The organism is Pseudomonas sp. GZJR-8 (assembly GCF_002916705.1).
GTDB lineage: Bacteria > Pseudomonadota > Gammaproteobacteria > Pseudomonadales > Pseudomonadaceae > Aquipseudomonas > Aquipseudomonas synxantha_A.
On sequence record NZ_JXSI01000004.1, the window covers coordinates 432678 to 457356 of the forward strand.

Below are 24679 nucleotides of genomic sequence, written 5' to 3' on the forward strand. Positions count from 1 at the left end.
CGGGCTACTGATCCTTAGGCCACGAACAATAGCAGCCTACCGCGAGGGTGTGAGTGGCATTCACTTCGCGTCCGGTTCCAAGGGCCTTGAGAATGGGTTCGATAAAACTGTTGCTGGCATTGCACGTCAGCCCTTCGCTGTAGGGGCCGAAATAGGCCAGTTTGCCTGTGCGGTCCCAGATGCCCACGGCCGGGCTGGCGGGTATGCGATCGGCGCCGGGCAGGGCGTCGAGGATTTTCATGTGGCGCAGGTTGTCGGGCAGGGTGCCGTGGCTACCGGCTTTTTGCAGGGCGTAAAACTCGACCCCTTGGGGCTCGTACTGCTCGATCAGCTCACCCAGGTGTTGCTGGTTGCCGACATTGCACGGGCAGGCCGGGTCCCAGAAGTGCACCAGGCGAATCGGGCCAGGGCCGCTGAGGGCGGCGGGCAGTTGCAGCGCATCGCCGGAGAATACCGCCGTGTGCTCGCTGAAGGCGCGCAGGTAGCGGCCCTGGAACCAGTCATACGCGGCCCACAGCACGCCGGCGCAGATAACCAGGATCAGGCTGGCGAACAGGGCGTTGCGGTAAGGCGGTCGCATTCAAAGGTATCCTCGCAGGTCGCGTAGCTTGCCATGCTTGTCCTGACAGATGAATATCGCAGCTCGATATTCATCTTCACCGCCAGTCTGGAAGCCTTTATGCCCGTCACCTTTGACCCTGATCATCTGCGCGAAAGCTTGCGGCCCCTGGTGGACGCGCAACCGCTTAGCGCCGAGGCAAGGGTCTATCAACGTTTCTATGGGCTTGACCTGGCCGCTCGCAAGGTGCCGGCGGTGAGCCGGTTGGGGCGCTTGGAAGTGGACGGGTTTGAAGTGGTGGCCCAGGTATGGTGGCCGCCTGCGCCGGTGGCAACGATGTTCATGTTCCACGGTTTCTACGACCACATGGGGTTGTACCGCCATGTGGTGGATTGGGCGCTGGACCAGGGCTTTGTGGTGATCGCCTGCGACTTGCCGGGCCACGGCTTGTCCAGCGGCCCGCGCGCCAGCATCGATGAGTTTGCGGTGTACCAGAGCGTGGTGCAGGCGTTGTTCGCTGAGGCCAAGGCGCTGCAATTGCCGCAACCCTGGCACCTGTTCGGGCAAAGCACCGGCGGCGCCATTGTGGTGGATCACTTGCTCAACCACGGCGCCGACAGCCCGGCCCAGGGCAAGACCTTCCTGCTCTCACCGCTGGTGCGGCCGCGTGCCTGGGGATGGTCGCAGGTCAGCTATTACCTGCTGCGCCCGTTCGTCAAAGGCATCGCCCGACGCTTCAGCGATAACTCCAACGACCCTGCGTTCAAACCGTTCCTTGAAGCCGACCCACTGCAGCCGCGACAATTGCCCACCGCTTGGGTAGGGGCGCTGGCGCGCTGGATCAAACGCATCGAAGCCGCACCCCGCAGCCCACGGCGGCCGGTGATCGTGCAGGGTGAGGAGGATATGACGGTGGATTGGCAGCACAACTTGCGCGTGCTGCGGGGGAAGTTCGCCCAGCCCGAGGTGTTGATGCTGCCGCGGGGCAGGCATCACTTGGCCAATGAGATTCCAGAGATTCGTAATGAGTACTTCGAGTACCTCACCGATCACCTGAACTAACGCATTTTAAATGTGGGCGGGGGCTTGCCCCGATTGCGGTGTGTCAGTCATATATCTGGTGACTGACACTCTGCTATCGGGAGCAAGCCCCCTCCCACAATTACTGCGTCAGGCTTGAGGTGCTTTGGCCGACAGCCAGCCCTGCGCGAATGGCTGCCAGGGCCGCCTGGTAATACGCCTTACCTTCCGGCGATTCGGCAAACGTAGCGAACTCTTCCAGCTCCGGGTCGGACAAATCCCGGTAGACGTACAACAGCGTGTTGTTCAGGTCCTTGTCGATTTGTTGCATCAACCGTTCGCGCTGCCCATTCAACATACCCTGGGCCTGACCGCCGCCAAGCAAACCGGGGATCATCTGGCTCAAGCTGTCGGCCGCTACACCGGCAATCGCCAGGCTGACTTCTGCACCGGCCTCGCGCGCGGGCAGGGCTTGGGCCAGATGGCCGATGATCAGGCTGCGGGTGGCGTCGGCCTGGATTTTCGGCAAGCCCTGGGCGTTTTTCGCCAACTGGTCGCGGCGCGTGGCCAGCAATTCTGCGGCGACGATCTTGCGGCCCAGGGGCGATTGGAAGAACGCCAGGGCCGGTTTCGGGTTGGCCAGGTGCTTGCGCAGTTGCGCCTCGGCACGCTGATCCATGGCTTGGGCGCCAAAGCGCTTATTGCTGTTGTCCACCAGCGCCTGATACACCACCGGCGGCAGGCTATTGCGGTAGCGTTGCTGGGCGGCACTGAGGGCGTCATTGAAATGCGCACGTTGTTCGGCCCAGCCGGCAACCTTGTACAACTGGTCATGGCCGTCTGCCCAGGCGGGCAAAACGCAGAACATCAACACGGTAAAAAACAAACGACGCATATGGACTCCTGTCAGTCGGCCACTATTGTCCGTGTCGGGCGTAGGATTTGTCGAGAAGTCCTATCAGACAGCTGATTTAAAGTGCATTCGGGCGCTCGACGGCGCTGTCGGATTCTCAGGCGTATGGATACTATGCGCGCCATGCAAATATCCCTCGATGACCCGCTGCTGCAACGTATCGTTGACGACTTGGCCGAAAAAGGCTGGTCGCAGCAGAATGGCTTCCTGCCCCAGGCTCTGACCCTGGAACTGGCGGCTGAGTGCCATAAACGTGCGGCCGAAGGTGAGCTGGCACCGGCGGCAGTCGGGCGCGGGCCGGCCCAGGAGATTCGCGAGGGTATTCGCGGTGATCATATTCAGTGGCTGGAAGAGGGCGACGCGGCGGTTTGCGACACCTATATGGCCGTCATGGACAGCCTGCGCCTGGCAATGAACCGCAGCCTGTTCCTTGGGCTGGAAGATTTCGAAAGCCACTTCGCGATGTACCCACCCGGTGCGTTTTACCTCAAGCATGTGGACCGCTTTCGTGACGACGACCGGCGCATGGTCTCGGCGGTGATCTACTTGAACGACGCCTGGCTGCCCGAGCATGGCGGCCAGTTGCGCATGTACCTCAAGGGCGGCGTCGAATATGACGTGGTGCCCACCGGCGGCTGCCTGGTGGTGTTTTTGTCGGGCGAGGTGCCCCACGAGGTACTGCCGGCCACGCGCGAACGCCTGTCCCTGACCGGCTGGTTTCGCCGGCGGGGCAACGAGCCGTTTTAGGCAGGCAAAGGATTCTAAAGTCTTGCCTTGGACAAAATGTGGGAGGGGGCTTGCTCCCGATAGCGGTGGCTCAGTCAACAGATGCCGTGACTGGCACTCAGTAATCGGGAGCAAGCCCCCTCCCACATTTGACCTACTGTGTCTTGACTATCGGTGTTCGGCTCTCAAACCACTTCTGCGCCAGCGCCTTCAAGCGGCCATCCGCTTTCATCCGCTCCAGCGCCTTGTCCAGGCTGCTCTTGAACGCGGGGTTGCCCTTCTGAAACGGGATCACCAGTTCAGGTTTATCGTTATAAGCGGCGCTGACATCGAAACGATCCTTCAGCTCGGCAGTCATAGCGATATGGTTGATTGCCACATCGTATTTGCCGGTCGCCACGCCGTTCATCAGGTCGGCATCATCGGTGGTGATAAACGAGGAGCGTACGTCCATTTCTTTCGCCAGTTGCTCACCCAGTTCCACTTCAAAGCCGGTGAGCTTGTCGCCTTCCTTGAAATTGAACGGCGGGGTGTTGGCTTCCAGGGCTATACGCAGTTCGCCGCGATCATTGACGTCATCGATCAGCTCGGCATGGGCCAATGGGCTCAGAAGGGCAAGCAACAGTAACAGGCCAGGCGAAAAGCGCATGGTCACTCCTAGAGAATTCGAATGGACGAGGCGCTGTTCAGCATCGTTTTGCTATGGTGTCGGGTGCCTTGGACCGCAATTTATCGCGAAGTTGTCATAACCCTACAGATTTCACTGAAAAACTGGAGAAGCGAATGAAAGCCCTTTTGTCCCGTGCAACCCTGGCGTCCCTGCTGCTGGGTGCTTCGATGTTGGCCAGCGCTGCCGACCAGCCGCGCACACCGGCTCCTGCTGGTGCTGAAGTGTTCATTGTCTCGCCCAAAGACGGCGCTACTGTCGACAAAACCTTCACCGTCAAATTTGGCATCAAGGGCCTGGACCTGGAGCCGATCGACAAACAGGTACCGGGCGCCGGCCATCATCACCTGCTGGTAGATCAGGAAGTGGGGGCGCTCAACGCAAACGAAGCGATCCCGGCCACGCCTACCTCGATTCACTTCGGCAAGGCGCAAACCGAGACCGAGCTGACCCTCACGCCAGGCAAGCACACCTTGCAACTGGTGGCTGGCGACAACGTGCATCGCCAGTTCGAGCCTACGGTAGCCTCGAAAGTCATCACGGTTAACGTCAAGTAAGATTTGTTCAGATGCAAAAAAGGGAGCCCCGAGGGGCTCCCTTTTTCGTGGTGCGGTTGAAACCTTAGAACAACACGCGGCTACGGATAGTGCCGTTGATGTGCTGCAGCTTCTCTTGCGCTAGGTCCGAGTACTCGGCGTCGACGTCGATGACCACGTAGCCGACCTTCTCGTTGGTCTGCAGGAACTGACCGGAGATGTTGATGCCGTTTTCCGCGAAGACCTTGTTGATCTCCATCATCACGCCCGGGATGTTCTGGTGGATGTGCAGCAGGCGGTGCTTGCCCGGGTGAGCCGGCAGGGCCACTTCCGGGAAGTTGACCGACGATACCGAGGTACCGTTGTCGCTGTACTTGACCAGTTTTTCCGAGACTTCCAGGCCGATGTTGGCTTGGGCTTCAGCGGTGGAGCCGCCGATGTGCGGGGTCAGGATCACGTTATCCAGGCCACGCAGCGGGCTTTCGAAGATGTCGTCGTTGGAGCGTGGCTCCACCGGGAACACGTCGATGGCGGCGCCGATCAGGTGCTTGTCCTTGATTGCGTCGGCCAGGGCATCGAGCTTGACCACAGTGCCGCGAGCGGCGTTGATCAGGATCCCGCCTTTCTTGATCGCGCGGATTTCCTTCTCGCCGATCATCCACTGGGTCTCGGCCGTTTCCGGAACGTGCAGCGTGACGATATCGGACATGCCCAGCAGTTCGGTCAGGCTGGCGACTTGAGTCGCGTTGCCCAATGGCAGCTTGGTCAGGGTGTCATAGAAGAACACCTGCATACCCAGGCCTTCGGCCAGCACCGACAGTTGAGTGCCGATCGAGCCGTAACCGACGATACCCAGCTTCTTGCCGCGGATCTCGAAGGAGTTGGCCGCGCTTTTGATCCAGCCGCCACGGTGGCAGGAGGCGTTCTTCTCTGGGATACCGCGCAGCAGCAGGATGGCCTCGGCCAATACCAGCTCCGCTACGGAACGGGTGTTGGAGTACGGGGCGTTGAACACCGCGATACCGCGTTCGCGCGCTGCGTTGAGGTCAACCTGGTTGGTGCCGATGCAGAAACAACCGACCGCCACGAGTTTCTTGGCGTGGTCGAAGATCTCTTCGGTCAGCTGAGTGCGGGAGCGAATGCCGATAAAGTGCGCGTCGGCGATCTTTTCCTTGAGCTGGGCTTCCGGCAGAGAACTGGTGATGTACTCAATGCTGGTGTACCCGGCGGCTTTCAGAACGTCGACAGCCGATGGGTGGACGCCTTCCAGAAGAAGGAACTTGATCTTGCTCTTATCGAGAGAAGTCTTGCTCATCTGCGTAAACCTGTATCCCGGAGAAAATTGGCAGGGAGTCGAGCAGCGCAAGCTGACCCGGACGGCAGGAAAGCCGTCACCGCAGAAACGCCCTTTGGGTCTGTCCTGCGGGGGCGGTATGCTAGCATACGCACCCCGCTAAACACCTATTCCTGCGACGTGAAGCGTTCTCAGGATGACCATGAATTGTTCGAGAGTTCTGTCGATGACCCATCCTGCCCTGATTGATGAGCTAAAGACCCTGGTTGAGCCCGGCAAAGTGCTGACCGATGCCGACTCCCTGGAGGCTTACGGCAAGGATTGGACCAAGCACTTCGCCCCCGCGCCCAGCGCTATCGTGTTTCCCAAGACCACTGAGCAGGTGCAGGCCATCGTCCGTTGGGCCAACGAGCACAAGGTAGCACTGGTGCCGTCCGGTGGGCGCACCGGCCTGTCGGCAGCGGCAGTCGCGGCCAATGGCGAAGTGGTGGTGTCGTTCGACTATATGAACCAGATCCTCGACGTGAACCTTACCGACCGCACCGCCGTGTGCCAGCCGGGCGTGGTCACCAAGCAATTGCAGAACGTCGCTGAAGAAAACGGCCTGTACTATCCGGTGGATTTTGCCTCGTCCGGTTCCAGCCAGATTGGCGGTAATATCGGCACCAATGCCGGCGGGATCAAGGTGATTCGCTACGGCATGACCCGCAATTGGGTGGCCGGCATGAAAGTCGTTACCGGCAAGGGCGATGTGCTGGAACTGAACCGCGACCTGATCAAAAACGCCACCGGCTACGACATGCGCCAGCTGTTTATCGGCGCTGAGGGCACCCTGGGGTTTGTGGTCGAAGCCACCATGCGCCTGGACCGTGCCCCGAAAAGCCTCACCGCCATGGTACTCGGCACCACCGACTTCGACTCGATCATGCCGGTGCTGCACGCGTTCCAGAGCAAGCTGGACCTGACCGCCTTCGAATTTTTCTCCGACAAGGCCCTGGCTAAAGTCCTCGGCCGTGGCGATGTGCCGGCGCCATTCGAAACCGAGTGCCCGTTCTACGCGCTGCTGGAATTCGAAGCCACCACTGAAGAAGTCGCCAACCATGCGCTGGAAACGTTCGAGCATTGCGTCGAGCAGGGCTGGGTACTGGACGGTGTGATGAGCCAGAGTGAAACCCAGTTGCACAACCTGTGGAAGCTGCGCGAGTACATCTCCGAGACCATCTCCCACTGGACACCGTACAAGAACGATATTTCGGTCACCGTCTCCAAAGTGCCGGCATTCTTGAGCGAAATTGATGCGATCGTCGGCGAACACTACCCGGATTTCGAAATCGTCTGGTTCGGTCATATCGGTGACGGTAATCTGCACTTGAACATCCTCAAGCCCGAAAACCTGAGCAAGGACGAGTTCTTCGCCAAGTGTGCCACTGTGAACAAGTGGGTGTTCGAAACCGTCGCCAAGTACAACGGCTCGATTTCCGCCGAACACGGCGTGGGCATGACCAAGCGTGATTACCTGACCTACAGCCGCTCGCCGGTTGAAATCGAGTACATGAAGGCTGTGAAGGCCGTGTTCGACCCGAACGGGATCATGAACCCTGGCAAAATCTTCGCGGTTTAACCGCACCTGAAGGAGTCGTTCCATGAGCTACCAGCACAAGTATGTCGACGGCACCAACATCCACTTCCCTGTGGGCAAACTGGTGTGCATCGGGCGTAACTACGTCGAACACGCCAAGGAGCTGGATAACCCGGTGCCCACCGAGCCTTTGCTGTTCATCAAGCCCGGTAGCTGCGTGGTGCCGTTGGAAGGTGGTTTTGCGATTCCCACCGAACGTGGTTCGGTGCATTACGAGGTGGAAATCGCGGTGTTGATCGGCAAGCCGTTGTCGAACAAGCCAAACCGCGAAGAAGTCCTCGACGCCATCTCCGGCTTCGCCCCGGCGCTGGACCTGACCCTGCGCGACAAACAGGCCGAGCTGAAATCCAAGGGCCTACCGTGGGAAATCGCCAAGTGCTTCGACGGCGCGGCGGTGCTTGCCCCCTTCGTCGTCAGCAGTACCTTTGCGGACGTGACCGACATCGGCATACGCCTGACCATCAACGGCGAAGTGCGCCAGGATGGCAACAGCGCGCAGATGCTCAACCCGATCGTACCGATGATCCAGCACATGGCGGGCTGCTTCTCCCTGCAGGCGGGTGATGTGATTCTCACCGGCACTCCGGCAGGCGTAGGCCCGTTGAATGTGGGGGATGAGCTGGTGTTGGAGCTGGCGGGTGTGAACCGTTTCGAAAGCGTCGTGCGCTAAGTAACGGCCAAACTGTGGGAGGGGGCTTGCTCCCGATAGCGGTGGGTCAGCTACAAATAAGCTGGCAGACAGACCGCAATCGGGAGCAAGTCGAATCGTCGCACCGCCCCTCCCACATTGGTTTTGTGTATATCCCAAGTATGGGCTTTTGCATTTTTTTCACACGCCATCCGGATAATCCCAGCCTCTTGCGCGCAGGCCGTTGAATCCTGTGCTATCCCATACAGCTGACTTTCCGGAAAAGCGCTCAATGGCCGTGCCTCTACCCACTTCGAAAACCTCGCTTCGCTCGCGCTTGTCCATGCGCTGGTATTCCTGGGTATTTTTGGCCGGTGCCGTTCTGTATGGCGTGGCCTGGGCCATGCACTGGGATGATCGCGGTGTGCTGTGGGTGCTGGAGCGCTTCGAGAGCCCGGTTGAACGCCAGGAGAGTGTTTGGCTCCCGGACTATCAGGCGGTCATCGACGCCAAGCCGCTGCCCGGTATGGAGAAGGATGAGGCTTCCGACCTGTCCTACAACCCCCAGACCAAAACCCTGTTTTCCGTCATGGGCAAAAACCCGTTTCTCGTGGAGCTGAGCCTGCAAGGCGACGTATTGCGCAAGATGCCGCTCAATGGCTGGAACAATCCTGAGGGCGTGACGGTGATGGAAAACGGCTCGATGGCCGTGGTAGATGAACGCGATCACACCGTGACCGTGGTAAAGGTGGACGCCGGCACCACGGCGCTGAACAAAGCTGATTTCCCAAGCCATGACCTGGGCCCCTCCAAAGACCAGAACAAAGCCTTTGAAGCGATCGCGTGGGACAAGCGCAATCAGCAGCTTGTACTGGGCGAAGAGCGGCCGCCGGCCTTGTTCACGTGGAAGAGCGATGGCAACACGCTGACCGGCGACAAGCAAAAGCTGGCCAGCACCGAACTGGATGTGCGCAACCTTTCGGCCTTGTCCATTGACCCGCGCACTGGGCACTTGCTGGTGCTGTCGGCCGATTCCCACCTGTTGCTGGAACTGGACGAAACAGGCGAGCAAGTCAGCTTCATGACCTTGCTCGGTGGCTTCAACGGCCTGAAAGACACCATCCCGCGCGCCGAAGGGGTGACCCTGGATGAGAGCGGCAACCTGTACATGGTCAGTGAACCCAACTTGTTCTATCGTTTTGAAAAGCAGAAATAACTGACGAATTACGTCAGACTTTTCTTTATAAACGGCATTCGCCAGACAGTTCGGCGCGTTTAAGTTTAAATTCAGGCGACCTTGATATCTATTCGCCAGTTTTTTCACTGAGCCCGCCCCGATGCGTCGACTTGCCCGCCCCAAACCTGCTGTTTTCATCTTGCTGTTGCTTGCCCTGGTTGCCGCCGGGGTCGTTGCGCAGCAGTTTCGTCTGTTCGAGCGTGCCTGGTTCAACTGGCAGGTGTGGCGCCAGCCTGCCGATGAGCGCGCCATTGGCCTGGCAGATTACCGCGTGACCCTGGAAGGCCAGGTGATCGAAGGGCTCGACGATGATGTCTCGGCCCTCACCTACGATCCGGTGCGCAAAAGCCTGTTTACCGTCACCAATAAAAACGCTGAGCTGGTGGAGCTGTCCCTGGAGGGCAAGATCCTGCGGCGCATTCCACTGGTGGGGTTTGGCGATGCAGAGGCTGTGGAGTTTATCAGTGACAACATTTACGTCATCAGCGATGAGCGCCAGCAGCGGCTGATCAAGGTGCATGTGGACGACGACACAACCTTCCTCGACGCCGCCGACGCGGAGCAGATGACCCTCGGCGTACATATCGGCAGCAACAAGGGGTTCGAGGGCCTGGCCTATGATTCGGTGGGCAAGCGTCTGTTCGTCGCCAAGGAGCGCGACCCGATGCTGATCTATGAAGTGCATGGCTTCCCGCATTTCAAGGCGGAAAAAACCTACTCGGTGCACGTGATCAACAACCCCAAGCGCGATGCCGGACTGTTTGTGCGCGACCTGTCGAGCCTGCAATACGACGAGCGCAGCGGCCATCTGCTGGCGCTGTCGGATGAATCGTTCCTGGTTTTGGAGCTGGACATCGACGGTCGCCCCTTAAGCAGTTTGTCGTTGCTTAAAGGGCGCCATGGCCTGAGCAAGCGCGTGCCTCAGGCCGAAGGGATTGCCATGGATGACGAGGGCACGCTGTATATGGTCAGCGAGCCGAACCTGTTTTACGTGTTCAAAAAAACCTGATCAGAACATCCATTGCACGCCCAGCGTATAGCCGGTCTGGCTGCCTTCGGCATGACCCAGGCGGCCATTGACCTCGGCATACACCCCCAACTGCGGGGTGATCGCCAATTGGCTGCCGATTTGTGCGCGACCAAAGCTCTTGTCTGCTGAGCCGAGCCGAGCGGTGCGCGCCTGGCCATCGGCGCGGGCTGTCAGTTGCAGGTCATCCAAGCGGCCATCGGCCATTTCCTTGACCCAGGCGATGTCTGCATACGGCATCAGGCTCAGGCTGTAGGGCAGGGCGACAGCGCCACGCACGCGCCAGCCGAGGCTGGCTTGCAGGGAGTCGAAAGACTGCTCTTCATACTGCAGGGCGGTGCGCAGGTTCTGTTTTTCGTGGAACGTGTCGATGCGGTAGTGGCTGTAGTCCAGGCCGGCGAAAGGCCCGCTCTTGAGCGCACCGAAGTCAAAGTCGTAGCCGCCCAGCACCCGCGCGCCCAACGCCAGGGCATCAGTCTCGCCCGTCAGTTGCTGATTGAGCAGGATCGGCCCGCCATTGGCCTGGATGATCAGGTTGCGTTTGGAATCGAAACGCGTGTGGCCGATGCTCAGGTCACCGGCCAGCCAGCTTGGCCCGCCATCATTGAGCAGCGCGTACACGGCTGCCTGCCAGGTGTCGCTGTCCAGTTTGCCGCGATGCTCCAGTTTGTCGCGCCCGTTGAGGTAGCTCAGGCTGGCACCGATATTCAGGCTTGGGGTCAGCTGATAATCGCCAAGGGCGTGCAGGCCCAGGCGTCGGGCTTCGGGGTTGGGGGCCGTGTCGAAACCGCTGTCCGGGCTATATTCGCCGTCCACGCCGATCTCGCCATCAAAGCTGCCCACCTCGCGGCTGGCGGCCTGCAGGGTCAGCCAGCGGCGATCGTGCAGGCGCACCATGGCTTGATGCTGACGTTGCAGGTTGTCCTGCATGTTGCGTGCGACGGCACCGCCGGACGCCGTCGAGGCCATCAGGTCGGCGTTGGTCAGTTCCAGCACCAGGCGGCTGAGCAAGCGTGAATAGTCACGCAGGCGCTGGTCGATGCGCGCCTGGCCGAAGGCGTCGGTGAGTACGCCTTTGTTGTCTTCGCTCGGCTCGTGCCAGGTCGAGCCGCCTGGGATTTTCGGGTTGTCGGTCTGGGTATAACCGTCCAGATCGCCCAGTTCCCAGTTGGTGGCTTCTACATAAAGGATCGGGATATTCAGCGGCTCGAAAGGTTCACCATCACTGCAGCAGCCTGTGCCTTTGGGGTATTGCGGGTCCAGGCCGGGGTTGGTGAATAGCGGGATATTCAACTCCTTGGCGATCTGAAACGTGTGCTCGCGCAATGACGCCAGGGCCGGGTTGTCGGTGCTGTTCTGGCCGGCGTGGGCATACATCATGTCGCCGGTGATCAGGCTGTCGAGATTGATCATCGCAAGCATATTGGCGCGCTGGCTGGCGCTCAGCGAGTCAACAAAGGCCCGGGAGCCGCGCAAACCTTCTTCTTCCGCGCCGAATCCGACGATTTGCAGGCCATTTTCCAATGACAGGCCGCCGAGGTTCTTCGCCACCTCGGTCAGCACGCTGGCACCGGAGCCATTGTCATCCAGGCCTTGCAGGGTGGGGCGGCCGAAGTAGGTGTCGAAATGCGCGCCAATCACCACGTACTGCGGCTTGGTGCCGGCGGCGTAGGCCACCACGTTTTGCGCAGCACGGCTGCCGCTGCTCCAGGTGAAGTCCTGGCGGCTGATGGAATAGGCCGCGCCCATCTGGCTCTGCATCCAATCAGCAGCGCCGGCAAAATTGGCCGTGCCGCGATAACGACCGGGGTAGTCATTGATCAGTTTTTCCAGGGTGGTGTTGGCGTGCTGGCCGTACTCGTAAGCTTGGGCTTGCGCGGACAGCAGGGCACCGGCAACGCTGATGGCGATGGCTAGGGGCTTTATCACAAGGTCTTCCTTGAGGTGATGGGAATGTTCAAAGCCCAGACCCTTTGCACAATGCGCGCCTCATTCCGTGGGCGGCTGCAAATTGACGCATTGTTAAACGCGTGGGTCGCGTGGCTGTAATTTGTATCCGATTGGATACCAGGCGGGACTTGGCGTGCCGTGACCGAGCGCACGGTTTTGGATAGGAGTGCTGCAAATGTGGGAGGGGGCTTGCTCCCGATTGGGTGTATCAGTACCAGATATTCTGACTGACACACTGCTATCGGGAGCAAGTCGAATCGTCGCACCGCCCCTCCCACATTGGAGTTGTGGTGTTGTTAAGCCTTGAGGGTTTTCACGCCTTCCGGGGTGCCCAGCAGCAGCACATCCGCCGGGCGTGCGGCGAACAGGCCGTTGGTGACCACACCGACGATGGCATTGATCTGCGTCTCCAGCTCCACCGGATTGGTGATCTGCATATTGAACACATCAATGATGATGTTGCCGTTGTCGGTCAGTACACCTTCGCGGTACACCGGGTCGCCGCCCAGTTTCACCAGTTCGCGGGCTACGTGGCTGCGAGCCATTGGGATGACTTCCACCGGCAGCGGGAAGGCGCCGAGCACCGGCACCAGCTTGCTGGCATCGGCGATGCAGATGAAGGTCTTGGCCACGGCCGCGACGATTTTCTCGCGGGTCAGGGCCGCGCCACCGCCCTTGATCAGGTTCAGGTGTTCGTCGCTTTCATCGGCGCCGTCCACGTAGAACTCCAGGTCGCTCACGGTGTTGAGCTCGTACACCGGAATGCCATGGCCTTTAAGGCGTGCAGCGGTGGCTTCGGAACTCGCCACGGCGCCGTCGAACGCGCCCTTGTGTTGGGCCAGCGCGTCGATAAAGCAGTTGGCAGTGGAGCCGGTGCCGACACCGACGATGCTCTTGTCGTCGAGTTTGGGAAGGATTAAATCGACGGCGGCCTGGGCCACTGCCTGTTTGAGTTGATCCTGGGTCATGCGGGCTCCGGAACGGGCGGGGAGTTATCGAGGGGCGCGAGTATAACCCAACAAAACCTCCGGATTCGTGTGGTCGCCCGCCCAAACGCTGGGTTAGACTCCTTGGCCCTGCCCAACTCGTGAAGTAGATGCCTGCCGATGCTTGAAGACTACGTCAAAAAGATCCTCACCTCGCGCGTGTATGACATCGCCGTGGAAACTCCCTTGCAGACTGCCCGCCAGCTCTCCGAGCGGTTGGGCAACAAGGTCTGGCTCAAGCGCGAAGACTTGCAGCCGGTGTTCTCGTTCAAGATTCGCGGCGCCTACAACAAGCTGACCCAATTGAGCAGCGAGGAACGCGCCCGTGGCGTGGTCACGGCATCGGCGGGCAACCATGCCCAGGGCCTGGCCCTGGCGGCCAAGGTTCTGGGGGTCAAGGCCACCATCGTGATGCCCAAGACCACCCCGGAGATCAAGGTCGAAGGCGTGCGCTCGCGGGGCGGCAAAGTGGTGCTGCACGGTGATTCCTTCCCGGAAGCCCTGGCCTATTCGCTCAAGCTGGTCGACGAAAAAGGCTACGTCTACATTCACCCTTACGATGATCCACACACCATTGCCGGGCAGGGCACCGTGGCGATGGAAATCCTGCGCCAGCACCCGGGGCCGCTGGACGCGATTTTCGTACCGGTGGGCGGCGGCGGGCTGATCGCCGGTATTGCGGCGTATGTGAAATACCTGCGTCCGGAAATCAAGATCATCGGCGTCGAGCCGGACGACTCCAACTGCCTGCAAGCCGCCATGGCGGCAGGCGAGCGCGTGGTGCTGCCGACCGTAGGAATCTTTGCCGATGGCGTGGCGGTGGCGCAGATCGGTCAGCACACCTTCGACATCTGCAAGGATCATGTGGATGAAGTGATCACCGTCAGCACCGATGAAATCTGCGCGGCGATCAAGGATATCTACGACGACACACGCTCCATCACCGAGCCGGCAGGCGCGTTGGGCGTGGCCGGGATCAAGAAGTACGTCGAGACTCGCGGCGTCAGCGGCCAGACCTTTGTCGCCATCGACTCTGGCGCCAACGTCAACTTCGATCGCCTGCGCCATGTGGCCGAGCGTGCCGAGCTGGGTGAAGGCCGCGAAGCCATCATCGCGGTAACCATCCCCGAGCAGCCGGGCAGTTTCAAGGCGTTCTGCGAGGCCGTGGGCAAGCGCCAGATCACCGAATTCAATTACCGCTACCACTCCGGCAGCGAAGCGCACATCTTCGTCGGCGTGCAGACCCACCCGGAAAACGATCCGCGCAGCGCACTGATCGCCAGCCTGACCAGCCAGGGTTTCCCCGTGCTGGACCTGACCGAAAACGAACTGGCCAAGTTGCACATTCGCCATATGGTGGGCGGCCATGCGGCCAAAGTCAGCGATGAGGTGGTGTTTCGCTTCGAATTTCCGGAGCGTCCGGGCGCCTTGTTCAACTTCTTGCACAAGCTGGGCGGGCGCTGGAACATTTCGATGTTCCACTATCGCAACCACGGTGCAGCGGACGGGCGTGTGGTCGCCGGGCTGCAAGTGCCGGCGGACGAGCGCCACCTGGTGCCGGCAGCCCTGGCTGAAATCGGCTACCCGTACTGGGATGAAAGCGAAAACCCGGCCTACCAGTTGTTCCTCGGTTGAGCGACTACGCTGACTGAGCGGCCTTTAAGGAATCGAGACCATGGAAACACTGACCACCCTCAAGGTTATCCACATCACCGCCACCGTGTTGCTGCTGCTCAGCGGCCTCGGCCTGGCCGTACTGGCCTGGCGTAAACGCAGTGCCGGCCCGGCGGTCATCGTGCAACGCCCATGGGCGTTCGTGTGGCTGCTGATGGGCATTTGCCTGGTCAGTATGCCGTTCACCGGTTGGCGGCTGGTGCACCTGATCGGCTGGCCCCTGGGGCAAACCTGGATTTTAGGCTCCAGCATCCTCTACACCGTGGCGGCGCTGGCGTGGTTCTGGCTGGTGGCGCGCCTTAATCGCCTGCGCAAGGGTGAGGGCGGCAGCCTGAATTTTACCCTGGTGCTGGCGGTGGTCAGCCTGGTGGGGTTTGTGGCGATTGCAGGGCTGATGGGCGCCAAGCCGGTTTAAAGCGTTAGATCGCGTCGCCTTCATCGCAGGCAAGCCAGCTCCCACAGGGGAATGCATTCCAAATGTGGGAGCTGGCTTGCCTGCGATAGCGTCATCAGCTGCGCAGAGTGATCACCGGCCAGCCCCGCTTCTGCGCTTCAGCGCGCAAATTCGGATCCGGATCCACCGCCACCGGATGCGTCACCTGCTCCAGCAACGGCAAATCATTCATCGAGTCGCTATAGAAGTAGCTGTCTTCCAGGCTGTACCCAGTCTCTTCCAGCCAGCGATTCAAGCGCGTCACTTTGCCTTCTCGAAAGCACGGCACATCAGTGCTGCGCCCGGTGTAGCGGCCGTTTTCCATCTCGCATTCGGTGGCGATCAGGGTGTCAACGCCTAGCCGTGCGGCAATTGGCGCAGTGACGAAGCGGTTGGTGGCGGTGATGATCACCAGCTTGTCGCCGGCGGCGTGGTGCTGGGCCAGCAGTTCCACCGCCTTGGGCAGCACGATCGGCTCGATGCAGTCGCGCATATAGTCGTTGTGCCACTCGTCCAGTTGGGCCATCTCGGTGCGGCCGAGGATTTCCAGGCAGAAGTTCAGGTAAGCGGCGTTATCCAGCTTGCCGGCCAGATAGTCCTGGTAGAACTCGTCGTTGCGGGCCTTGTAGGCCACCGGGTCAAGAATCCCACGCTCACACAGGTAATCGCCCCAGGCGTGATCGCTGTCACCGCCGAGAAGGGTGTTGTCCAAGTCGAATAAAGCCAGGCGCATTGCAGTTACTCGCTGAAAAGTCTGTAAAAAGGCGTCCAGAATACGGTCTTTTCACAAGAGTGCACATAAGGTAAGAAGCCTCGTTGCCGCTGGAACAATCTTTGTGGAACAATGCGGCGACATGCGTTTGCGAGGTTGTTGCCGTGATCGACCCCGATGGTTTCCGTCCTAATGTCGGGATTATTCTTACGAATGATGCCGGACAGGTGCTATGGGCTCGCCGAATCAACCAAGATGCCTGGCAGTTTCCTCAAGGTGGGATAAACCCCGACGAAACCCCTGAAGACGCCTTGTACCGTGAGTTGAACGAAGAAGTCGGCCTTGAGCGTGAAGATGTGCAGATTCTGGCCTGTACCCGTGGCTGGTTGCGCTATCGTTTGCCGCAACGCCTGGTGCGTACCCACAGCCAACCGCTGTGCATCGGCCAGAAGCAGAAATGGTTTCTTTTGCGCCTGATCTCCAACGAGCAGCGGGTGCGGATGGATTTGACCGGTAAACCGGAGTTCGATGGCTGGCGCTGGGTCAGCTATTGGTACCCGTTGGGCCAGGTGGTGACATTCAAGCGCGAGGTTTACCGCCGCGCTCTCAAAGAGCTTGCCCCGCGCCTTTTAGCGCGCGACTGACGACGGAGTTCGACCCCGAGCCATGCTCAATACGCTGCGCAAGATCGTCCAGGAAGTTAACTCCGCCAAGGATCTCAAGGCGGCGTTGGGGATTATTGTGTTGCGCGTCAAGGAAGCCATGGGCAGCCAGGTCTGCTCGGTTTACCTGCTGGACCCCGAGACCAACCGTTTTGTGCTGATGGCCACGGAGGGCTTGAACAAGCGCTCCATCGGCAAGGTCAGCATGGCGCCCAATGAAGGTCTGGTGGGCCTGGTGGGGACGCGTGAAGAACCCCTGAATCTCGAACATGCGGCCGACCACCCGCGTTATCGCTACTTCGCCGAAACCGGTGAAGAGCGCTACGCCTCGTTCCTGGGGGCGCCGATCATCCACCACCGCCGCGTTGTCGGCGTGTTGGTCATCCAGCAAAAAGAACGCCGCCAGTTCGATGAAGGTGAAGAAGCCTTCCTGGTGACCATGAGCGCGCAGTTGGCCGGGGTTATCGCCCACGCCGAAGCCACCGGCTCGATCCGCGGCCTGGGGCGCCAGGGCAAGGGCATCCAGGAAGCCAAGTTCGTCGGCGTGCCCGGTTCGCCGGGTGCTGCGGTGGGTACGGCGGTGGTCATGCTGCCGCCGGCCGACCTCGATGTGGTGCCGGACAAGACCGTCCACGACATCGAAGCCGAAATCAAACTGTTCAAGACCGCCCTGGAAGGCGTGCGCGCCGACATGCGCAACCTGTCGAACAAGCTGGCCACCCAGCTGCGCCCTGAAGAGCGTGCGCTGTTCGACGTGTACCAGATGATGCTCGACGACGCGTCCCTGGGTAACGAAGTCAAGACTGTGATCAAGACCGGCCAGTGGGCCCAGGGCGCGTTGCGCCAGGTGGTCACCGATCACGTCAACCGCTTTGAGATGATGGATGACGCCTACCTGCGCGAGCGGGCTTCGGATGTGCGCGACCTGGGCCGGCGCCTGCTGGCGTACTTGCAGGAAGACCGCAGCACCAACATGGTCTTCCCCGATAACACCATCCTGGTCAGCGAAGAGCTGACGGCCACTCAGCTCGGAGAAGTGCCTGAGGGCAAGCTGGTGGGCCTGGTCTCGGTATTGGGCTCGGGTAACTCCCACGTCGCGATCCTGGCCCGGGCCATGGGCATCCCGACGGTGATGGGCCTGGTGGACCTGCCGTACTCCAAGGTCGACGGCATCGACATGATCGTCGATGGGCATCGCGGCGAGGTATTTACCAACCCCAGCGACGTGCTGCGCAAGCAATACGCCGAAGTGGTGGAAGAAGAGAAGCAACTGGCCCAGGGCCTCGATTCGTTGCGCGAGCTGCCGTGCGTCACCCTCGACGGCCATCGCGTGCCGCTGCTGGTCAACACCGGCCTGCTGGCGGATGTGGCCCGTGCGCAACAACGCGGCGCCGAAGGGGTGGGGCTGTACCGCACCGAAGTGCCGTTCATGATCAACCAGCGTTTTCCGAGCGAGAAGGAGCAGCTGGCGATTTATCGCGAGCAACTGCAGGCCTTCCACCCGCTACCGGTGACGATGCGCAGCCTGGACATTGGCGGCGACAAGTCACTGTCGTATTTCCCCATCAAGGAAGACAACCCCTTCCTTGGCTGGCGTGGCATTCGCGTTACCCTCGACCATCCTGAAATTTTCCTCGTCCAGACCCGCGCCATGCTCAAGGCCAGCGAGGGGTTGAACAACCTGCGTATCCTGCTGCCGATGATCTCCGGCACCCATGAGCTGGAAGAAGCCCTGCACCTGATCCACCGCGCCTGGGGCGAAGTACGCGACGAAGGCGCCGACGTACCGATGCCGCCGATTGGCGTGATGATCGAAATTCCCGCAGCGGTATACCAGGCCAAGGAGTTGGCGCGGCAGGTGGATTTCCTCTCGGTGGGCTCCAACGACCTGACCCAGTACCTGCTGGCGGTGGACCGTAACAACCCACGGGTGGCCGACCTCTACGACTACCTGCACCCGGCGGTGTTGCAAGCGTTGCAACACGTGGTGCGCGACGCCCATGCCGAAGGCAAGCCGGTGAGTATCTGCGGTGAGATGGCTGGCGACCCGGCCGCTGCGGTGTTGCTGATGGCGATGGGCTTTGACAGCCTGTCGATGAACGCCACCAACTTGCCGAAGGTGAAGTGGATGTTGCGCCAGGTTGACCTGGGCATGGCCAAGGATTTGCTCGCGCAGTTGATGACCATCGACAACCCGCAAGTTATCCACAGCTCGTTGCAGTTGGCGCTGAAGAACCTCGGGCTGACCCGGATGATCAACCCGGCCTCGGCGAAAACCCTCTAGACCGAGGCGCCTTCATCGCAGGCAAGCCAGCTCCCACAGGGAACTGCATTCCAAATGTGGGAGCTGGCTTGCCTGCGATGACGTCAGTCCAAGCGCCGTCAGATTTCCAGTTCGACCTCGCCCAGCCGCCCGCCGTGTGGGCCAAAGCTACGCTCCAGCATCCTGCGCGTCCCATCGGCATTCACAATCAGCGCCGTGCTGGCCCGTGTCCCATAACTGGGGCTGGCGATAAACACGCTCGATAGCAGGTTTTCGGTCGCCAGGCCTACGCCGGTGTCCGGCAGTTCAGCAAACGGGGCGGTCTGCGGGTCGCTGAGAATTCCCAGCAGTGCCTTAGGCTCGGGGTTCTCCAGTACTGCGCTGAACGCCGCCTTGGCCTTCACCAACTTAGGCCAGGGCGTATCCAGCCCGGCATTGGATAACCCGTAAACCCCAGCCTTCAGCAACGTAGGCTCGGTATCATTGGCGTTGTAATGCCACAGCTCATCCCGCGTACCCACCAGCAGGTTAAACCCGGAATATTCAATCGAACGTCTGTTAACGTCGGCTAAATAGTCATCAATGGGCAGCGACCCACTGAGAAAGCGCGCCACCAGCTTGCCCCGGGACTTGCGTGCCGGTGGCTGGTGCGGGTCGCGGATATTGGTCAGCGCAGCGAAACGCCCATCCGAGTTGACACCCAGCCAAGTGCCCCCGGCCTCCTGATCGCGGCCAGCGTAGACCTGCGGCGCATCCGGCCACTGGGCCAGCGGCAGGCTGGGGCGGGCATAGAACTCATCGCGGTTGGCCGCGACGATCAGCGGTTGGGCATGGCCCGGTCGCCAGGCGAAAACAATCAGGCACATCGGGTGACCCCTTTTGTGTTTTTGCCACTCTACCCACAGATGTGCAGGCGTTCCATCGTAACGAAGTTGGGCCGTTCACCTTCCATCCGTTAACATGCCGGGCTATTTGGCGTGTATGTGAACTTCTTAATTTGATCTCGCCGCTGTAACGCAGGCTTAATCGCACATCGGCATGGTCCGGTGCGTCATGACTAAATGTTTTAACGAGGAGTCGCAATGCTGCCTTACCCGCAGATCGACCCGGTGGCCCTGGCCATTGGTCCGCTGAAAATCCATTGGTACGGGTTGATGTACCTGATCGGCATCGGCGGTGCCTGGCTGTTGGCTTCCCGGCGCCTGAACCGTTTCGACCCGACCTGGACCAAGGAGAAGCTCTCCGACATGGTGTTCTGGATGTCGATGGGGGTGATCGTCGGCGGGCGCCTGGGGTATGTGCTGTTCTACGACCTGTCTGCGTATATCGCCAACCCGACGCTGATTTTCGAAGTGTGGAAGGGCGGCATGGCATTCCACGGCGGGTTTGTCGGCGTGATGATCGCTGCGTGGTGGTTCGGGCGCCGCAACGGCAAGTCGTTCTTCCAGTTGATGGATTTTGTGGCGCCGTTCGTGCCGATCGGCCTGGGTGCCGGGCGCATTGGCAACTTTATCAACGCCGAGTTGTGGGGCAAGCCAACCGACGTGCCGTGGGCCATGGTGTTCCCGCCGTTCAGCGACCCGGCGCAACTGCCGCGCCACCCGTCGCAGCTGTATCAGTTCGCGTTGGAAGGTGTGGCGCTGTTCCTTATTCTTTACCTCTTCTCGCGCAAGCCACGCCCTACCATGGCCGTGTCGGGCATGTTCGCGCTGTTCTACGGGATTTTCCGCTTTATCGTCGAGTTCGTTCGGGTGCCGGATGCGCAGTTGGGCTACCTGGCGTGGGGCTGGCTGACCATGGGTCAGGTGCTCAGCCTGCCGATGATCCTGGCGGGCCTGGGCATGTTGTGGTGGGCTTACAACCGCCCGCAGCCGCTGAAGAACGCCGCGCTTTAAATTCGAACGCCGAGGTTTGCCCGCCTCGGCTTCAACGATACAGGTACTCACATGAAGCAATATCTCGAACTGCTGCACGACGTCGTGACCAATGGCCTGACCAAGGGCGACCGCACCGGCACCGGCACCAAGGCCGTGTTCGCCCGTCAGTATCGGCATAACCTGGCCGACGGCTTCCCGCTGCTGACCACCAAGAAACTGCACTTCAAAAGCATCGCCAACGAGCTGATCTGGATGTTGAGCGGCAACACCAACATCAAATGGCTCAACGAAAATGGCGTGAAGATCTGGGATGAGTGGGCCACCGAAGACGGTGACCTGGGCCCGGTGTACGGCGAGCAGTGGACCGCCTGGCCTACCAAGGACGGCGGCACGATCAACCAGATCGACTACATGGTGCACACGCTCAAGACCAACCCCAACAGCCGCCGCATCCTGTTCCACGGCTGGAACGTCGAGTACCTGCCGGACGAAACCCGGAGCCCGCAGGAAAACGCGCGCAACGGCAAGCAAGCCCTGCCGCCGTGCCACTTGCTGTATCAGGCGTTCGTGCATGACGGCCATCTGTCGATGCAGCTGTATATCCGCAGCTCTGACGTATTCCTGGGGCTGCCGTATAACACCGCCGCGCTGGCGTTGCTGACCCATATGCTGGCCCAGCAATGCGACCTGATCCCTCACGAGATCATTGTCACCACTGGCGACACCCACGCTTACAGCAACCACATGGAACAGATCCAGACCCAGTTGGCGCGCACGCCGAAAAAGCTGCCGGAGCTGGTGATCAAGCGCAAGCCTGCTTCGATCTACGACTACAAGTTCGAAGACTTCGAGATCGTGGGCTACGACGCGGACCCAAGCATCAAGGCCGACGTGGCTATCTAACGGCCCAACGCGGTAAAAAACTGTGGGAGCTGGCTTGCCTGCGATAGCGGAGTGTCAGGCGACATCAATGTCGCGGGCCCACCGCTATCGCAGGCAAGCCAGCTCCCACATGGGTTGCGTGTTCGCTTGAGTTTAGTGGCCGTGGCTTCGGCCCACATGTGAAGGCTCGGCCTCACTGGCCGCAATCCCGCCGCTGACCTCCAACTGCTGCAAAATCCCGCACTGATCCCCACCGCCGCAACGTTGGCGCAGGTCCAGCAGTTGTTCCTGCAAGGCCAGCAATCCGTCGATCCGCGCTTTCACGTGGTGGATATGTTCGTCGATCAACGCATTCACGCTTTCGCACTGGTCCTGGGGGCTGTCGCGCAGCCCTAACAGGCTGCGGATTTCTTCGAGGGTCATGTCCAGGCTGCGGCAGTTGCGAATAAAGATCAGCCGCTCGGTGTGCGCCTGGGTATAGACCCGGTAGTTGCCCTCAGTGCGCGCAGGCGGTGGCAGCAGGCTTTCCTTCTCGTAATAACGGATGGTTTCCACCGGGCAGTCGGTGAGTTTGGCCAGTTCGCCGATCTTCATCGCAGCAATCTCCAAATGGGTGCTTGACCCTATAGTGGCTACAGGGTCTTTACTTGGCAACAGGCACCTTTACGGACGCGACCTGATGAGCCACTCCATTCACACCCCGCACAAGCACGACCACAAGCACGATCATGACCATGCTCATGACCACCCGCACGATCATGGTCACGATCACCCACATGATCACGCCCCGGCAAAACTCACGCCGGTGGATAGCCACGGCCACTCAGGCTCCTGCTGTTCCGGCGCTGCCGGGCCTGCCGTGGTGACCCTGAGCGAAGCGCCCACCGCCGGCTCGCGCCTGAGCACTTTCCGCATCGAAGCCATGGACTGCCCCACCGAGCAGACGCTGATCCAGAACAAACTGGGCAAGCTCGCCGGCGTGCAGCAACTGGAATTCAACCTGATCAACCGCATCCTCGGTGTCACCCATGACCTGCCGAGCACGGCGCCGATCATTGCGGCGATCAAGTCCATCGGTATGCAGGCCGACCCTATCGAGGAAGGCAGCCCCACCGCCGCGCCGCCGGCCAAGAAGCATTGGTGGCCATTGGCAGTGTCGGGCGTGGGCGCCCTGGGTGCCGAAGTGCTGCACTTCACCGGTGTGGCACCGACTTGGGTGATCGCACTGGTGGCGCTGGTGTCGATCCTCAGCGGCGGCTTGACCACCTACAAAAAGGGCTGGATTGCCCTGAAAAACCTCAACCTGAACATCAACGCGCTGATGAGCATCGCGGTGACCGGCGCCATCCTGATTGGTCAGTGGCCGGAAGCGGCGATGGTGATGTTCCTGTTTACGGTAGCCGAGTTGATTGAGGCCAAGTCCCTGGACCGGGCGCGCAATGCCATCAGCGGCTTGATGCAGATGACCCCGGAGCAGGCCACCGTGCGCCAGGCTGACGGCTCATGGATGGAACAAGAGGTCAAAAGCATTGAACTTGGTGCGATCGTCCGAGTAAAACCCGGCGAGCGTATCGGCCTGGACGGTGAAGTCACTGCCGGTCAATCCACCATCGATCAGGCACCGATCACCGGGGAAAGCCTGCCGATTGAAAAGACCATCGGCGATAAAGTCTTCGCCGGCACCATCAACCAGGCCGGTTCCCTGGAGTACAAAGTCACTGCGGCGGCCAACAACTCGACCCTGGCGCGAATCATCCACGCCGTGGAACAAGCCCAAGGCGCACGGGCGCCGACCCAGCGTTTTGTCGACAGCTTTTCCAAGGTCTACACCCCGGCGGTGTTCCTGTTTGCCCTGGGTGTGGCGGTGATTCCGCCGCTGTTCATGGCGGGCGTGTGGTTCGACTGGATCTATCGCGCCCTCGTGCTGCTGGTGGTGGCATGCCCGTGTGCCTTGGTGATCTCCACACCGGTGACCATCGTCAGCGGCCTGGCCGCCGCAGCGCGCAAAGGCATCCTGATCAAGGGCGGCGTGTACCTGGAGGGCGGTTACAAGCTCGACTACCTGGCGCTCGACAAGACCGGCACCATCACCCACGGCAAACCGGTGCAAACCGATTACCTGCCGCTGTTCCCGAATCTTGAAGACAGCGCCCCGGCCCTGGCCGCCAGTTTGGCTGGGCGTTCCGACCACCCGGTGTCCCTGGCGATCGCCAACGCAGCTGTGGATAAAAACCTGGCGCTTCACGTTGTGGATAACTTCGAGGCTCTGGCCGGGCGCGGTGTGCGCGGCGACATCAACGGCCAGACCTATCACTTGGGCAACCACCGCTTGGTGGAAGACCTCGGCCTGTGCTCAGAGGCGTTGGAAGAAAAACTCTTCGCCCTGGAAAAACAAGGCAAGTCCGTCGTGCTACTGCTGGACAAGTCCGGCCCCCTGGCGCTGTTTGCCGTGGCCGACACGGTCAAGGACAGTAGCCGCGAAGCCATCCAGCAACTTCACGACCTGGGCATCAAAACCCTGATGCTCACCGGCGACAACACCCACACCGCCCAGGCGATTGCGACCCAAGTCGGCATCGACCAGGCCCAGGGTGACCTGTTGCCCACCGACAAGCTGCAAGCCATCGAAACCCTCTACGGCCAAGGCCATCGGGTGGGCATGGTCGGCGATGGCATCAACGATGCTCCAGCCCTGGCGCGGGCCGAGATCGGCTTTGCCATGGCAGCGGCGGGCACTGACACGGCTATCGAGACTGCCGACGTGGCGCTGATGGATGATGATCTGCGCAAGATTCCGGCTTTCATTCGGCTGTCGCGGCAAACGTCGAGTATCCTCAAGCAGAACATCGCCCTGGCGCTGGTGATCAAGGCGATTTTCCTGGCCGTGACCTTCATGGGCATGGCGACCATGTGGATGGCGGTCTTCGCCGACATGGGCGTGAGTTTGCTGGTGGTGTTCAATGGCCTGCGCCTGTTGCGCAAATAGAGGATGAG

23 protein-coding genes are annotated in these 24679 nt (G+C 60.6%); 14 read left to right on the forward strand and 9 right to left on the reverse strand.

What is annotated here, in order from left to right:
* Nucleotides 1-4 precede the first annotated feature (4 nt).
* Nucleotides 5-580: a DUF6436 domain-containing protein gene (locus TK42_RS11070; protein WP_103734205.1), complete on the reverse strand. Its 576-nt coding sequence runs from the start codon at nt 578-580 to the stop codon at nt 5-7.
* A 99-nt stretch (nt 581-679) separates the two neighbouring features.
* Here TK42_RS11070 and TK42_RS11075 point away from each other — a divergent pair, with 99 nt between their 5' ends.
* Complete coding sequence (locus TK42_RS11075; protein ID WP_103734260.1) at nt 680-1621, forward strand: alpha/beta hydrolase; 942 nt, start codon at nt 680-682, stop codon at nt 1619-1621.
* Nucleotides 1622-1721: 100 nt separating this feature from the next.
* Here the strand turns inward: TK42_RS11075 and TK42_RS11080 are convergent, their stop codons facing one another.
* Complete coding sequence (locus TK42_RS11080; protein WP_032878866.1) at nt 1722-2474, reverse strand: DUF2059 domain-containing protein; 753 nt, start codon at nt 2472-2474, stop codon at nt 1722-1724.
* Nucleotides 2475-2606: 132 nt separating this feature from the next.
* Here TK42_RS11080 and TK42_RS11085 point away from each other — a divergent pair, with 132 nt between their 5' ends.
* On the forward strand, nt 2607-3239 hold the full coding sequence (locus TK42_RS11085) for a 2OG-Fe(II) oxygenase (RefSeq protein WP_005792345.1): 633 nt from the start codon (nt 2607-2609) through the stop codon (nt 3237-3239).
* A 133-nt stretch (nt 3240-3372) separates the two neighbouring features.
* On the opposite strand, the gene TK42_RS11090 is transcribed toward TK42_RS11085, so the two are convergent.
* A complete protein-coding gene (locus tag TK42_RS11090) occupies nt 3373-3867 on the reverse strand; it encodes a transporter substrate-binding domain-containing protein (protein ID WP_103734206.1) in 495 nt (164 codons plus the stop codon).
* 134 nt (nt 3868-4001) lie between these two features.
* Here TK42_RS11090 and TK42_RS11095 point away from each other — a divergent pair, with 134 nt between their 5' ends.
* Nucleotides 4002-4442 carry a DUF4399 domain-containing protein gene (locus TK42_RS11095; RefSeq protein ID WP_103734207.1) on the forward strand — a complete coding sequence of 147 codons (441 nt, stop codon included), beginning with the start codon at nt 4002-4004 and terminating at the stop codon, nt 4440-4442.
* A gap of 64 nt (nt 4443-4506) precedes the next feature.
* Here TK42_RS11095 and serA read toward each other — a convergent pair whose 3' ends face one another.
* Complete coding sequence (gene serA, locus TK42_RS11100) at nt 4507-5736, reverse strand: phosphoglycerate dehydrogenase (RefSeq protein ID WP_005792342.1); 1230 nt, start codon at nt 5734-5736, stop codon at nt 4507-4509.
* Between the two features lie 205 nt (nt 5737-5941).
* Between serA and TK42_RS11110 the strand changes: the two genes are divergently transcribed.
* From TK42_RS11110 to TK42_RS11125, 4 genes are all read left to right on the forward strand, one after another.
* The gene (locus tag TK42_RS11110; RefSeq protein WP_103734208.1) at nt 5942-7336 is read left to right on the forward strand and encodes an FAD-binding oxidoreductase; all 1395 of its coding nucleotides are present in this window, start codon (nt 5942-5944) and stop codon (nt 7334-7336) included.
* Between the two features lie 22 nt (nt 7337-7358).
* Nucleotides 7359-8024, forward strand: coding sequence for a fumarylacetoacetate hydrolase family protein (locus TK42_RS11115; protein ID WP_032878871.1), 666 nt, complete (start codon nt 7359-7361; stop codon nt 8022-8024).
* A gap of 250 nt (nt 8025-8274) precedes the next feature.
* On the forward strand, nt 8275-9198 hold the full coding sequence (locus TK42_RS11120; RefSeq protein WP_103734209.1) for an SdiA-regulated domain-containing protein: 924 nt from the start codon (nt 8275-8277) through the stop codon (nt 9196-9198).
* 121 nt (nt 9199-9319) lie between these two features.
* Nucleotides 9320-10228 (forward strand): SdiA-regulated domain-containing protein, encoded by a 909-nt coding sequence (locus TK42_RS11125; protein ID WP_032878873.1) that lies wholly within the window; start codon nt 9320-9322, stop codon nt 10226-10228.
* On the opposite strand, the gene TK42_RS11130 is transcribed toward TK42_RS11125, so the two are convergent.
* Nucleotides 10229-12175 carry an autotransporter domain-containing protein gene (locus TK42_RS11130; protein WP_103734210.1) on the reverse strand — a complete coding sequence of 649 codons (1947 nt, stop codon included), beginning with the start codon at nt 12173-12175 and terminating at the stop codon, nt 10229-10231.
* A 317-nt stretch (nt 12176-12492) separates the two neighbouring features.
* Nucleotides 12493-13164 (reverse strand): ribose-5-phosphate isomerase RpiA, encoded by a 672-nt coding sequence (gene rpiA, locus TK42_RS11135; RefSeq protein WP_032878877.1) that lies wholly within the window; start codon nt 13162-13164, stop codon nt 12493-12495.
* 138 nt (nt 13165-13302) lie between these two features.
* Here rpiA and ilvA point away from each other — a divergent pair, with 138 nt between their 5' ends.
* Nucleotides 13303-14817, forward strand: coding sequence for a threonine ammonia-lyase, biosynthetic (gene ilvA, locus TK42_RS11140; RefSeq protein ID WP_032878878.1), 1515 nt, complete (start codon nt 13303-13305; stop codon nt 14815-14817).
* A 40-nt stretch (nt 14818-14857) separates the two neighbouring features.
* Nucleotides 14858-15271, forward strand: coding sequence for a DUF2269 family protein (locus TK42_RS11145; RefSeq protein ID WP_103734211.1), 414 nt, complete (start codon nt 14858-14860; stop codon nt 15269-15271).
* Nucleotides 15272-15365: 94 nt separating this feature from the next.
* Here TK42_RS11145 and TK42_RS11150 read toward each other — a convergent pair whose 3' ends face one another.
* Nucleotides 15366-16022 (reverse strand): HAD family phosphatase, encoded by a 657-nt coding sequence (locus TK42_RS11150; RefSeq protein WP_032878883.1) that lies wholly within the window; start codon nt 16020-16022, stop codon nt 15366-15368.
* 143 nt (nt 16023-16165) lie between these two features.
* On the opposite strand from TK42_RS11150, the gene TK42_RS11155 reads away from it, so the two are divergent.
* Together TK42_RS11155 and ptsP are read left to right on the forward strand one after the other, a co-directional pair.
* Nucleotides 16166-16645 carry an RNA pyrophosphohydrolase gene (locus tag TK42_RS11155; protein WP_003176750.1) on the forward strand — a complete coding sequence of 160 codons (480 nt, stop codon included), beginning with the start codon at nt 16166-16168 and terminating at the stop codon, nt 16643-16645.
* A 22-nt stretch (nt 16646-16667) separates the two neighbouring features.
* Nucleotides 16668-18947, forward strand: coding sequence for a phosphoenolpyruvate--protein phosphotransferase (gene ptsP, locus TK42_RS11160; protein WP_005792331.1), 2280 nt, complete (start codon nt 16668-16670; stop codon nt 18945-18947).
* Nucleotides 18948-19045: 98 nt separating this feature from the next.
* Here ptsP and TK42_RS11165 read toward each other — a convergent pair whose 3' ends face one another.
* Complete coding sequence (locus TK42_RS11165; RefSeq protein WP_103734212.1) at nt 19046-19792, reverse strand: NRDE family protein; 747 nt, start codon at nt 19790-19792, stop codon at nt 19046-19048.
* A gap of 216 nt (nt 19793-20008) precedes the next feature.
* Between TK42_RS11165 and lgt the strand changes: the two genes are divergently transcribed.
* Together lgt and TK42_RS11175 are read left to right on the forward strand one after the other, a co-directional pair.
* Complete coding sequence (gene lgt / locus TK42_RS11170; RefSeq protein WP_005792329.1) at nt 20009-20821, forward strand: prolipoprotein diacylglyceryl transferase; 813 nt, start codon at nt 20009-20011, stop codon at nt 20819-20821.
* Between the two features lie 51 nt (nt 20822-20872).
* Nucleotides 20873-21706 carry a thymidylate synthase gene (locus tag TK42_RS11175; protein WP_103734213.1) on the forward strand — a complete coding sequence of 278 codons (834 nt, stop codon included), beginning with the start codon at nt 20873-20875 and terminating at the stop codon, nt 21704-21706.
* A 132-nt stretch (nt 21707-21838) separates the two neighbouring features.
* Here the strand turns inward: TK42_RS11175 and cadR are convergent, their stop codons facing one another.
* Nucleotides 21839-22279 (reverse strand): Cd(II)/Pb(II)-responsive transcriptional regulator, encoded by a 441-nt coding sequence (gene cadR / locus TK42_RS11180; protein WP_103734214.1) that lies wholly within the window; start codon nt 22277-22279, stop codon nt 21839-21841.
* Between the two features lie 85 nt (nt 22280-22364).
* Between cadR and TK42_RS11185 the strand changes: the two genes are divergently transcribed.
* Complete coding sequence (locus tag TK42_RS11185) at nt 22365-24671, forward strand: heavy metal translocating P-type ATPase (RefSeq protein ID WP_032878887.1); 2307 nt, start codon at nt 22365-22367, stop codon at nt 24669-24671.
* Nucleotides 24672-24679 lie beyond the last annotated feature (8 nt).

Bases quoted from the DNA above. Each gene is read 5' to 3' on its own strand.
- TK42_RS11070 (WP_103734205.1), bottom strand. From the start codon at position 580: ATGCGACCGCCTTACCGCAACGCCCTGTTCGCCAGCCTGATCCTGGTT.
- TK42_RS11075 (WP_103734260.1), top strand. From the start codon at position 680: ATGCCCGTCACCTTTGACCCTGATCATCTGCGCGAAAGCTTGCGGCCC.
- TK42_RS11080 (WP_032878866.1), bottom strand. From the start codon at position 2,474: ATGCGTCGTTTGTTTTTTACCGTGTTGATGTTCTGCGTTTTGCCCGCC.
- TK42_RS11085 (WP_005792345.1), top strand. From the start codon at position 2,607: ATGCGCGCCATGCAAATATCCCTCGATGACCCGCTGCTGCAACGTATC.
- TK42_RS11090 (WP_103734206.1), bottom strand. From the start codon at position 3,867: ATGCGCTTTTCGCCTGGCCTGTTACTGTTGCTTGCCCTTCTGAGCCCA.
- TK42_RS11095 (WP_103734207.1), top strand. From the start codon at position 4,002: ATGAAAGCCCTTTTGTCCCGTGCAACCCTGGCGTCCCTGCTGCTGGGT.
- serA (WP_005792342.1), bottom strand. From the start codon at position 5,736: ATGAGCAAGACTTCTCTCGATAAGAGCAAGATCAAGTTCCTTCTTCTG.
- TK42_RS11110 (WP_103734208.1), top strand. From the start codon at position 5,942: ATGACCCATCCTGCCCTGATTGATGAGCTAAAGACCCTGGTTGAGCCC.
- TK42_RS11115 (WP_032878871.1), top strand. From the start codon at position 7,359: ATGAGCTACCAGCACAAGTATGTCGACGGCACCAACATCCACTTCCCT.
- TK42_RS11120 (WP_103734209.1), top strand. From the start codon at position 8,275: ATGGCCGTGCCTCTACCCACTTCGAAAACCTCGCTTCGCTCGCGCTTG.
- TK42_RS11125 (WP_032878873.1), top strand. From the start codon at position 9,320: ATGCGTCGACTTGCCCGCCCCAAACCTGCTGTTTTCATCTTGCTGTTG.
- rpiA (WP_032878877.1), bottom strand. From the start codon at position 13,164: ATGACCCAGGATCAACTCAAACAGGCAGTGGCCCAGGCCGCCGTCGAT.
- ilvA (WP_032878878.1), top strand. From the start codon at position 13,303: ATGCTTGAAGACTACGTCAAAAAGATCCTCACCTCGCGCGTGTATGAC.
- TK42_RS11145 (WP_103734211.1), top strand. From the start codon at position 14,858: ATGGAAACACTGACCACCCTCAAGGTTATCCACATCACCGCCACCGTG.
- TK42_RS11150 (WP_032878883.1), bottom strand. From the start codon at position 16,022: ATGCGCCTGGCTTTATTCGACTTGGACAACACCCTTCTCGGCGGTGAC.
- ptsP (WP_005792331.1), top strand. From the start codon at position 16,668: ATGCTCAATACGCTGCGCAAGATCGTCCAGGAAGTTAACTCCGCCAAG.
- TK42_RS11165 (WP_103734212.1), bottom strand. From the start codon at position 19,792: ATGTGCCTGATTGTTTTCGCCTGGCGACCGGGCCATGCCCAACCGCTG.
- lgt (WP_005792329.1), top strand. From the start codon at position 20,009: ATGCTGCCTTACCCGCAGATCGACCCGGTGGCCCTGGCCATTGGTCCG.
- TK42_RS11175 (WP_103734213.1), top strand. From the start codon at position 20,873: ATGAAGCAATATCTCGAACTGCTGCACGACGTCGTGACCAATGGCCTG.
- cadR (WP_103734214.1), bottom strand. From the start codon at position 22,279: ATGAAGATCGGCGAACTGGCCAAACTCACCGACTGCCCGGTGGAAACC.
- TK42_RS11185 (WP_032878887.1), top strand. From the start codon at position 22,365: ATGAGCCACTCCATTCACACCCCGCACAAGCACGACCACAAGCACGAT.